This is a genomic window from Bacillus sp. JJ1503, assembly GCF_036965125.1.
Lineage (GTDB): Bacteria > Bacillota > Bacilli > Bacillales > Cytobacillaceae > Cytobacillus.
In genome coordinates this window covers 1-8,683 of record NZ_JBALOZ010000135.1, presented here as the reverse complement: position 1 = coordinate 8,683, position 8,683 = coordinate 1, and the positions used below count along the sequence as shown (strand labels likewise).

Here is an 8,683-nt window from a genome sequence, read left to right as displayed (position 1 = left end):
TATGGTAAAAACAAACGGGAAAAGGTATTTATTATTCCTGTTTGTTTTTTTTTAACTGATTAATTACCCATGTTAAATAATATACATACATTAGCAGTAAACCAGGATGTATACATGAAAGGAGAAGATTGCTTTGAATGGATCGTTACTTAATTCCTTTAGAAAAGGTGGATATATTTTCTATGCAAGGCATGGGGAAGCGACCATTGGAAGTGATTTACCCTATTTAAACTTTCAAGACTGTTTAACCCAAAGAAATCTTTCTGAAAAGGGACGTAGGCAGGCTATTTATTATGGAGAAATTCTTCGATACTTACAAATACCAATTAAATACCCTGTTTCCGCAAGTCCTTTTTGCAGGACAATAGAAACAGCACAGTTAGCATTTGGAAGTGGCAATGTTCAAGTTAATCCTTTTTGGTTTGAGATATATAGGTTGGGTGGAAATTTACCTAGTAGTAATAGACAAAGAATTTTAAATAATTTTAAGACTGTTTTGGAAACAGTTCCGGAAGAGGGAAGAAATAAGGTTATTGTTGCTCACAGTTTCCCAGAAGGGGTAGGTTTAGGTCTAATACCTAATATGGGGACAGTTATTATAAAGCCTAAAGGGGAAGGTAATGGTTATGAAGTTGTTGGTCAATTATCTTTAGAAGATTTGAGTAAATTAGATAGTTAGAAGAAGGTTCTTTACCAGAAAAGCATAGGTGAAAGTAACTCTAGATAAGAATTGTTAAAGAGGCTAACTTAAAATAGAGAAGACCGTCCATGTTGTTTAGACGGTCTCCTTTTGGTTTTCTTAAACTTGAACTTCACTCATTAATGCATGAGTGTTATCTTCTGTATCTTTAAAAAGTGCCTGGTGTACACCAGAATTCTTTCGGACTTTTCGACATTATTCGGGGTGTGGCATTTTCAAGACCACTTTATATAACACTTCCAAATACAATCTGTATTTACCCTTTCTCAGATAATTTCGAATATCTGTTATAATAGTAGTTAAAGTCTATTCATATCTCTATATCAAGAGTAGGAGAAAAGACGCCTATCTTACGGTATTAACCAAATGAATAGATTGAACTTTATATATGCAAATGATTCTTCAAACTCTTATATAGAGATAAATAAGGAGTGATTGCTTTGGAATTAAATGATGTTATATTCGGTCATAGATCCATACGGGAATATGAAGATAGGGAAGTAAGCCAAGAACTTTTAGAGCAAATAATAGATGCTGGCATTCGTGCTTCATCAAGTGGCAATATGCAAACTTATTCGATTATCGTCACAAAAGACAAAGAGCTTAAGCAGAAACTTTACACTGCACATATGGAACAATCGATGGTTGTTGATGCACCTATACTATTAACCTTTTGTGCTGATTTTAATAGAATGAGAAAATGGCTTTCGCTCAATGATGCACCTGTCCATTTTGATAATTTCATGAGCTTTATGATTGGGGCTATTGATGCTAGTTTAGTAGCACAGAACTGTGCTTTAGCAGCAGAGAATGCTGGGCTGGGCATTTGTTATATGGGCTCAACGCTAGCAAATTGTGATCAAATTGGTGAACTGCTAAACTTACCGCCCAATGTCGTACCAGTTGTTGGTTATTCAATAGGATATCCCGCAGAAAACCCTGCCCCGCGTGATCGATTGCCAAGGCATGGAATTGTACACTATGACCAGTATCGTGATTATTCAGATGAGGAAATTCTAGAAATCTACAAAGAAAGAAATGAAAAAGGATGGAAACGCTACATGGACATTCCTAGGCTAAAAGAAATGACGGAACGACTGGGATTAAAGAATCTAGCTCAAGTCTATACCATTGCCAAATATACGCAAGAATCTCATATCGAGTTTTCGCAGACAGTGCTGAATTACTTGGAGAAGCAGAACTTTATGAAAAATGATTGAGGTTTTTTAAGTTGATGCTAATTCAAAGGAGGCATAGTGTGAAACACCTTTATATAAAACAAAAGGTATTCAGTCTCGGTGGCAAATTTACGGTAAAGGATCAGCAGCAACGGATTAACACAGGGACGTACATAAAAAATGCTGACGGATTTTTTTAGAAATTCAATAAAAAAGCTAGACAAGATATTATTACATGGTGTTATTTCATGTCTAGCTTACCTTACTCAATTATCCCTAAAACCTCATCAATTGAAAAAATATCTTGGATAAGATGATCCTTTGCTTATTCTTTAATTTCTCTCGCAGCCGAAGAAGGTCAAGTCTGGTTGGAGATCTGCAGCTCCCAGAACGGGGCCGGAAGCAAAATCAGCGATACTAAGATTAAACAAAGTATCACTAGAAGAAGGTGGGCCAGTTGTAAAAGAAACCTCAAATTCTCTTGGAGTTGTTTCACCAGTTACAAGTCCCTCACCTTTTATGTCTACTATACATACATCGGCATCCAAAAAACCGCAACTAACGGATTCAGTACTTGCTGGGGTTGCAGAAAACGTAAAACTCCTATCATCGCCTCCATTGCTTTGGTCGAAAAATGTTGCGGTGAAGGTAGTTGATTCTAGTCTATCTGCACAGGCATTAACAGAAAGAGTTATTGATCCAGGCCTAGTAGAACGATCTTCAAAGAAAAACATGTCAAGATTTTCTGTTGCTGCATCAGGGTTTGTACGCACCCCACACGAACATCTTAGTCCCATGATTACACATCCTTTCTTCGTAAATTACTACCAAAATATGTCCAAATGGACAAGCCGGTCTGTATGATACACCTGTGTCTCTAAAAAAAGGTGCTTGTCCGAGTGAACGAGCCTAGGTATTAAATTTTATCCCATTTACATAGCAGTGGATTTCGCAATCGAAATCACACTGCTTTTTAATGATTGTACAGGTGGAAATTATTTTTTATTTTTGTTACGCCTGTTCTTCTTCCCCATAAAGTTCATTTAAATGTGCTATATGTCCTAATCCCCATTCATGCATTGACACCATTAGAGGTATTAGTCCTTTTCCATATTCGGTTATTGAATATTCAACTTTTGGAGGAATTTGTGCATAAATCTTACGGTTTAGAATATCATGATATTCCAATTCCCTTAGTTGAGTAGTAAGCATTTTTTTCGTTACATCTGGAATTAAGCGTTGAAGTTCACTAAAGCGCAGTGTTCCGTTTTGAATTAAATGAAAAAGAATAACAGGCTTCCATTTTCCAACAAGAATATCAAGAGCTGTTTCAATCGTTCCAGCTCCATTTCCTTTACATTCGTCAGCCATTTAGCTTCCTCCTTCTAAGGTATCTTTTTGTATACTATGGCACATTAATGTAACTACTTCCAGTAATTTCTCTTAGGTATTATTCTAACCTTAGAAGTTAAATTGAAACAAGGGGGGATTGTTACAATGAAGTTGACAGTTCGTATTATACAAGGCTTATTAGCTATCGGATTCTTATTATTTGGTTATATAAAATTAAGGGCAGATCCCATGCAGGTTGATGCATTTAACAATGTGTATGGATATGGCACAGGTTTTATGTATGTAGTAGGGGCAATCGAAGTTGTTTTAGGAATTGGATTAATCGTTGGTTATTGGAAGGAAAATTTAGTTCTTATTTTTAGTGGGTTATTAGCAATGGTTATGACTGGAGCAGTTTTTACCCATTTACAAGCAGGCCAAGGATTTGGAGTTGCCATGATGCCGTTTATTCTTCTTATTTTAGCCGTTATCGTGTTTTGGGGTCAGAGAAAAATAAATTCAATTAAAGAGGAGATTATTGTATGAATATAGCACTATGGGCTGTTCAAGTTTTATTAGGGCTAATGTTTTTAATGGCAGGGTCTACGAAAGCTTTGACTTATGAAAAAGCAAAAGCTAGCATGCCTTGGGTAAAGGATTCTTCAAAAGGATTGGTGATATTTATCGGGGTAGCAGAGCTGCTTGGAGCTATTGGTTTAATTGTACCTTATGCAACTGGAATCGTACCTGTATTGACACCGATTGCAGCTTTAGCACTTGGAGTCGTTATGATTCTTGCGGCCGGATTTCATATTAAAAGGAATGAAAATAAGGCTATAGGGATGAATCTTATTTTATTAGCGTTAGCCATATTTGTGGCAATTGGACGTTGGTAGAAGGAGTAAAAAAGATGATGCCTTCATTATTTATCGGTCATGGCTCCCCATATTTAGCTGTTCAACAAAATGAATATTCCCATTTTTTATCTGAATTAGGAAAACAATATAAACCAAAAGCCATTGCCATATTTAGTGCTCACTGGGAAAGTGAGATTGTCTCATTAACCTATACAGATGATATTCTTGATACTGTCTATGACTATTACGGTTTTCCCGATGTAATGTATCAAATCAAATATCCGGTCAAGGGTTCTACTAAAGTCGCCCAAATTCTTGAGAAACGGTTTAAGAATGCAGGAATCAAAACCCAAAGGGAAGAAAGACGCGGATTGGACCACGGTTCATGGGTAGCACTTCGCCACATGTATCCAGACGCAGACATCCCAGTAATACAATTATCTGTTCATCCTTTCTTATCTCCTAAAGAACAATATAACATTGGGAAGGCGTTACAAGGGATAGGAGAGGAAGATATTTTGGTTATTGGAAGCGGTACAACGGTCCACAATTTTCAATGGTTTTTCCCTGACGCAACCGAACCGACTAAAGAAGCAGTTGAATTTGATAATTGGGTCATTGAAATGGTCCAAAAAAGGGATCTAAACGCCTTGGATCATTATCTTCAATTAGCTCCCCATGCACGTTTAGCCGTACCGAGACCTGAGCACTTTGTTCCCCTCTTTATTGCAATGGGTAGCGGAGACGAAAGGAAGACTCCAAAAGTTATCAATCAAACTTATGAATTTGGAGCAATGAGTAATTTGTGTATGGAATTTTAAAGAATGCATGATGGTAAAAGTTTTAATTTTTGAATTAAATATTGGAGAAACTAGCACAGTTTTTGACTGTGCTTTTTCTACGTTGTCATTTAAAAACTAAGCTAGATGAGATATTTCATTGATAACGTATCTTGTTTAGCTTACTTTTTTTTGTTTGGATTGATTACCATTAATAATATAGCATCAATAGCTGTGAAGAACAGTGCCTGTCACTGTTGGTTTTGGTGGAGCAGGTTCATCGGGCTTTTAGGATAAATCGAGGTGAACCTTACCATAAATAGAGGCGGTTTTTTGATAGTTAACCGAATATGAAAAGGGGGCGATTCTGTACAAAAGTAAGAATTGCCCCCTGTAATATTGAATAATAGAATGTCCGTAAAAGTTATCCAAATTCCTATTCGCTTACATTATTTCTTTAAATAGAACCCTGTTATGATCCAAGCTAACCCATACAATCCTCCGGATAATAATCCACTAACAAGGGCATTTATGCTGTATATAACAATCAAGGAGACGGCAACCATGGGTACAGTTAGAAGGAACAAAATAGCTGCGGTTTGAGGAAGTTCTTTCCGGCGGTGTAGCACTAGGCCAATTGGAAGTGCGCCAAGATACATTACTATAATGCTAATACCGGCGACTAAATGGACCAAATCCATAAAAGATTTAAAGTCAAAGAAGCCGTGTAAAATAAAAGCTAATGCCACAATTGCAAAAATCCCCTGTCCGATTCCTGAAAGAAAGACCCCTGTTCGCCACATAAAACCTGCTTTTGTAACTGTAACTCGATTATTGAGTCCATGCAGACCAAGTAGTAAACCACACATTGCCACAAACAGCATGGTATCATTAAGGTAATAGACATAATGAGTAACATCTTGCGGAATTCCGTCATTTCCGGGTGTCACCTCAAGGTACCCTTGCCAAATGTTACTGATGGCCAAAAGTGAACCGCCTGTTATTGCGCCTAAGGCAGCCAGACCAAGCCGTCCATTACTTGGGCCCCCTAATGTGGAAGAAATCTCCCCATGTTTGCCATTTTCCATCCTCGCATCCCCCCTCTAGAGTGTTCTGAGTTGCATTATTAAGATATTCTTGTTCTCTGGCTTTGAGTACGTAAAAATGAATTTGGTGACAAATCATTTTTAAATGCGAATTTTGGAAAATGAAGTTATTTTACCCTATCCAACGTTACAGTGAATCGTATGGCAAGTTTACAAAAGCCAAATAAAAAGGGATACAGTCTTAAAAATAGTTTCCGAGAGAAAACTGCACCCGATTGTTAGACACAACTAACTATTGGGGGGTGTTTTTTAATGGTGCATCCTTGGAAAATTTCCCTTTTGTTACTTAGAGCTCATCTCTTCCTCTGTACTTTTATGCTCGGCAGAGGGGAAATTTTACAAGAGTAGTGAAAGTGTCCTTTCGAATCTACCAATTTTGAATATATTGTCATATAACGAATAGCATATTTTATAATAGAGGAAGATGACAATGTATAAAAAAGTAGCTGTAGCAATTATTCATGGAATGGGAAATCAAACAGAGGGTTTTGCTAAGGAAACAATAGCCAAGATTCATAAAAAATTCACTGAAAAAATGAAGCATCTAGTTGAAGATCCTGCTTCCCAGCTAGTCATCCAACCGGTCCTAAGGACAACTGTTTTTAAAGACAGAAAGGAAAATCTGTTTAAAAAATTGGTTCTGGACAATAAATTAAATTATCAAGGACTAAGGAATTTCCTTATCAATTATTTAGGCGATGCCGTTGCCTATCAACCGGTGGAGACTGCAAGGCAAAATTATGAGAAAGTACATGAGAAAATAGGGGAAGGTCTTAACTTACTTTCTGAAAAGGCTGGAGATGATGCACCTTTATGTATCATTTCACATAGTCTGGGTTCTGTAATGGCGAGTAATTACTTTTATGATTTACAATTTAAACAAGATGATGTCACTTCGATTATCAACGAATCCTCTCCTTTGGAAACAGGCGATACGTTAACCTTATTTTATACAATGGGTACAACTCTCCCACTATAGAGTTTACGTTATTTTAATTTTAACCGTCCAATTAATATTCCTTCTAAAAACCTCCAAAGCTACTATCCTGGATTACAAGGTGAATGGATCAACTTTTACAACAAAAATGATGTTTTAGGTTTTCCATTAAAGCCTGTAGATGAAAATTATGATATCGCTGATAACGAAGATAGGGAAGTAAATGTAGGTAATATACTAACAAGTTGGAATCCATTAAGCCATTTAAGCTATGATACCGATAAGCTTGTTATTGAACCAATTGTGGATGGATTGGTCCGTACGTGGAGACAGATTAATCATATTTAATTGTTTAATTTTTTTTAGCCTTAAGAAAGAACGACTAAAAAGAGCGAAATAAAATAAAAAAAACCGCACTTAAAATAGATACGGTGAACTGTATCATAAGTAAATGAGGTTTTTGTATTGACTGAACAAATTCCCTTGAGATGGGGATGTTAGAATTTTTTTTATTCAAGTTCTTTCCGATACGAACGACAAGAGAGGGGCCGGAGGTAGACCTAGCATCGGCGACAGCAAGAGGTGCCCAAACCGGCGAGGTGGAAGGTATAACGGGTGAGAATGTTCGACTGGCTTTGTTAAGCCAGTATTTTAACTGATCAATGGAGCATTAGGGAGCGGAGCACCAAGCAGCCATCGTCATTCCGCTGGCGCGAAACTCGACAATACGCTTGGCCCATAGTTGGCGGGGTTGTTCTTTCGTTGACATAGAGGCAACCTCCTCAATTCGATTACCTCTACGTTCTCATGGTGAAGGTGCCGTTGACGGTGGGTTGGATTTGACGCTTACCTATTAATCAGAAAAAAAATTAGGTTCTCAAAGGTTTTCACCAAAAATTTACACACTCTATTTGACAAGCCTAGCTGGAGGGTCATTCTTTTTTCTCAAGTATTTTTATCTTTTTAGCAATGATGTCCACAGCTTTTTTTGGATTTAAACGATATAAAAAGTCCATTATTTTTGCATCATTTCCGGCTAATACTCGGAATTTTTTACTTTCCATGCCTTTAATAATGATTGCAGCTGCTTTATTTGGGCTGAGCAACTTATATGAATGGTTGCCAGCACTTTCTATTTGAATTCCAGCATTTTGGACGATGTTAGTGTCGACTCCACCAGGAAAGACGACTGTTACGCCTACATTGGTATCTCTTAGTTCTAAATGAAGACCTTCTGTTAACATTTTGGCAGCTGCTTTTGAAGCTGTGTAAATCGATTGATGTGGCACAGGAAGAAATCCACCCATGCTCGAAACATTTGTAATGTGAGCCTCTGGTCGTTTTAAAAGGTGTGGTAAGAACGATTTACACATAAAGAGCGTACCGTAAAAGTTTACATCCATAACCCTTTGAATTTGTTCATAGTCAAGATCATTCACACTATGGAATTGCTGAATTATTCCCGCATTATTAATAATCCCATCTATGCATCCGTGAACGGCGATGATTTCCTTTGGAAGCCTTTCCACATCATCTCTGTTGGTTAAATTAGCAATGTGTATTGAAATCTTGCCATCATAGACTGTAGCTAATGATTTTATTTCCTCTAGCCCGGATTTGTTGAGGATGGCCGCGACTTTAGCTCCCCTTTCCAAGAGTTGGAAAACAAGCTCTCTCCCAATCCCTCCACCAGCCCCTGTTACGACCATGACTTTATTTAATACTTTCATACCATTCCTCCATACTTTTAATTAATAATGAACCCATCAAATATACATATGTAAGGGTATATGA

At 37.2% G+C, this 8,683-nt stretch carries 10 protein-coding genes and 1 pseudogene; 7 read left to right on the top strand and 4 right to left on the bottom strand.

Annotated features, from left to right (window positions below):
- Positions 1-133 precede the first annotated feature (133 nt).
- Both V7149_RS11745 and V7149_RS11740 read left to right on the top strand, forming a co-directional pair.
- Positions 134-679: a histidine phosphatase family protein gene (locus tag V7149_RS11745; protein ID WP_335345815.1), complete on the top strand. Its 546-nt coding sequence runs from the start codon at positions 134-136 to the stop codon at positions 677-679.
- A gap of 461 nt (positions 680-1,140) precedes the next feature.
- A complete protein-coding gene (locus V7149_RS11740; RefSeq protein ID WP_335345814.1) occupies positions 1,141-1,920 on the top strand; it encodes a nitroreductase family protein in 780 nt (259 codons plus the stop codon).
- A gap of 290 nt (positions 1,921-2,210) precedes the next feature.
- Here V7149_RS11740 and V7149_RS11735 read toward each other — a convergent pair whose 3' ends face one another.
- Entirely contained in the window at positions 2,211-2,675 is a 465-nt protein-coding gene (locus V7149_RS11735) for a hypothetical protein (RefSeq protein WP_335345813.1), read from the bottom strand.
- Positions 2,676-2,889: 214 nt separating this feature from the next.
- Positions 2,890-3,249: a winged helix-turn-helix transcriptional regulator gene (locus V7149_RS11730; protein WP_335345812.1), complete on the bottom strand. Its 360-nt coding sequence runs from the start codon at positions 3,247-3,249 to the stop codon at positions 2,890-2,892.
- Between the two features lie 126 nt (positions 3,250-3,375).
- Here V7149_RS11730 and V7149_RS11725 point away from each other — a divergent pair, with 126 nt between their 5' ends.
- The 4 genes and pseudogenes from V7149_RS11725 to V7149_RS26515 all read left to right on the top strand — a co-directional run.
- Positions 3,376-3,756 carry a DoxX family protein gene (locus tag V7149_RS11725; RefSeq protein WP_335345811.1) on the top strand — a complete coding sequence of 127 codons (381 nt, stop codon included), beginning with the start codon at positions 3,376-3,378 and terminating at the stop codon, positions 3,754-3,756.
- On the top strand, positions 3,753-4,106 hold the full coding sequence (locus V7149_RS11720) for a DoxX family protein (protein WP_335345810.1): 354 nt from the start codon (positions 3,753-3,755) through the stop codon (positions 4,104-4,106). The genes V7149_RS11725 and V7149_RS11720 overlap by 4 nt, the downstream gene beginning before the upstream one ends.
- A 14-nt stretch (positions 4,107-4,120) precedes the next feature.
- The gene (locus tag V7149_RS11715; RefSeq protein ID WP_335345809.1) at positions 4,121-4,888 is read left to right on the top strand and encodes a DODA-type extradiol aromatic ring-opening family dioxygenase; all 768 of its coding nucleotides are present in this window, start codon (positions 4,121-4,123) and stop codon (positions 4,886-4,888) included.
- Between the two features lie 206 nt (positions 4,889-5,094).
- Positions 5,095-5,169 (top strand): annotated as a pseudogene (locus V7149_RS26515) (23S rRNA (pseudouridine(1915)-N(3))-methyltransferase RlmH); the annotation flags it as partial.
- A 126-nt stretch (positions 5,170-5,295) separates the two neighbouring features.
- On the opposite strand, the gene V7149_RS11710 reads toward V7149_RS26515, so the two are convergent.
- The gene (locus tag V7149_RS11710; RefSeq protein WP_335345808.1) at positions 5,296-5,934 is read right to left on the bottom strand and encodes a hypothetical protein; all 639 of its coding nucleotides are present in this window, start codon (positions 5,932-5,934) and stop codon (positions 5,296-5,298) included.
- Between the two features lie 448 nt (positions 5,935-6,382).
- On the opposite strand from V7149_RS11710, the gene V7149_RS11705 reads away from it, so the two are divergent.
- A complete protein-coding gene (locus V7149_RS11705; RefSeq protein WP_335345807.1) occupies positions 6,383-6,931 on the top strand; it encodes a hypothetical protein in 549 nt (182 codons plus the stop codon).
- 890 nt (positions 6,932-7,821) lie between these two features.
- Here V7149_RS11705 and V7149_RS11700 read toward each other — a convergent pair.
- Positions 7,822-8,619, bottom strand: coding sequence for an SDR family NAD(P)-dependent oxidoreductase (locus V7149_RS11700; protein WP_335345806.1), 798 nt, complete (start codon positions 8,617-8,619; stop codon positions 7,822-7,824).
- Between the last annotated feature and the right edge of the window lie 64 nt (positions 8,620-8,683).